The following is a 1,698-nucleotide window of genomic DNA, read 5'->3' on the forward strand; positions in this document are numbered from 1 at the left end:
ACTTCTGCTTATTTTAGTGGCACTAATAGGTTTTATGAGATAGTCGTCTATAATATTATCCTGCATGTATTTCTCCAGAGGTTCATCCGAATAGGCTGTCATCAAAATAACCTTGATCTCTGGCTTACTCATTTTTATTTTCTTAGAGACCTGTATCCCATTTATTTCGGGCATTGCAAGGTCTGTAACTATAATCTTGAAATTATCTTTTATATATTCAAATCTTTTTAAAATTTCGCTCCCTTCCGTTATAACAGCAGTCCGATAACCCAAGTCGTTCAAACCACTTTTAAGCATTTCTGCAACATCTTTATCATCATCTATAATTAGTATTCTCTCATTTCCAAATATATTTTCATTTTCTATATTTTCATCAGGAGATATTATTTTTTTATTTGTTATCGGAAGGTAGACATCAAATCTGCTTCCCTTCCCCTTTTCACTGTATACATTTATTGTCCCACCATGTTTACTCACTATCCCCTGAACAATAGAAAGACCCAGACCACTACTCTTTTCTGAAAGCTTTTTTGTAAAAAACGGATCGAATATTTTTTCAATTGTGTCTTTATCCATCCCGCATCCATTGTCTTCAAAGGATATTTTTATGTAATCTCTTTTCTTGAGGTTCCCTCTCTGAAGTACCTCATCTTCCTGATATTTTACACTGTCCACACTTATTATTAAAACTCTGTTTTCTTGATCTTTCATTGCATTGCAGGCATTGGTGCAGAGATTCAATACCACCTGATGAAGCTGTGTCTCATTTGCATAGACATCCCATTCTCCGTTTTCTATATTTTTTATGATCTTTACATCTGAAGGAAACAGAGATTCAGAGAATCTCAAGGCTTCCCCTAAAACCTTATTTATGGAAATTACTTTATATTTTATTTTTATATTTTTATCACCGCTAAACAACCTTATCTGGTCTATAATCTCCTGTGCTCTCTCAGATGATTCGTATATGTTTTTAGCATAATCATAACTCTTAATATTTGGATCTAAGTTTCTTAAGATCATTTCAGAATATCCCATAATAGGTGTCAGTACATTATTGAACTCATGAGCTATCCCACCTGTCATGGTACCTATTGTTTCTAGCTTTCTTCTGTGGTGCAGTTCCGCCTCTTTTTTTCTTAGCTCCTCTGTGGATTTGTTGAGCTCTTTCAGATAATTTGTCTCCATCTCATAGGACTCTTTATTTTTAATCATTCTGACAGTCAAGAAAACCATCCATGAAAATATAAGTATAATCACTGCAGCAATAATAATAGTGCCATAAAGATATGTTTCTATAGGTTCCTTTATCTCGTCATAAGATATTATTATGGAAACAATCCAAAATTCTGATCCTATTTGTGCTCTTGAAAAAACATTTATCTTTTTTACTTTTGTCAGTTTTTCCTGGGGCCACCAATATGAATTATATATATAAGACCCCTCTTCTTCTGTTTGACGCTTGAGCAATAACCCCTTAAGCTCCTCTATATTAAGGTCTGGATATTTGCTTTCTCTGAATTTAACGACGTGTCCCCCTATATGTGATTTCACAGGGTGCATCAAAATTTTACCATCAATGTCAGTAACAACTGCATATCCGTATTTGCCAGCCTTAACAGGTCTAACTAGAAGTTCATGCATATTTTCCAGTTTTATTTTTCCAAAAATCATCCCTATAGTATCACCATTTACAAT

General features: G+C 33.9%; 1 protein-coding gene. It reads right to left on the reverse strand.

Features of this window, described 5'->3' with window-relative positions; all coding sequences use genetic code 11:
• Positions 1-1,674, reverse strand: a 1,674-nt coding sequence (locus ABZA26_RS14465) for an ATP-binding protein (RefSeq protein ID WP_372715196.1), incomplete at its 3' end; no start/stop codon positions are given.
• Positions 1,675-1,698: the final 24 nt, after the last annotated feature.

This window comes from Ilyobacter sp., assembly GCF_041583315.1.
Lineage (GTDB): Bacteria > Fusobacteriota > Fusobacteriia > Fusobacteriales > Fusobacteriaceae > Ilyobacter.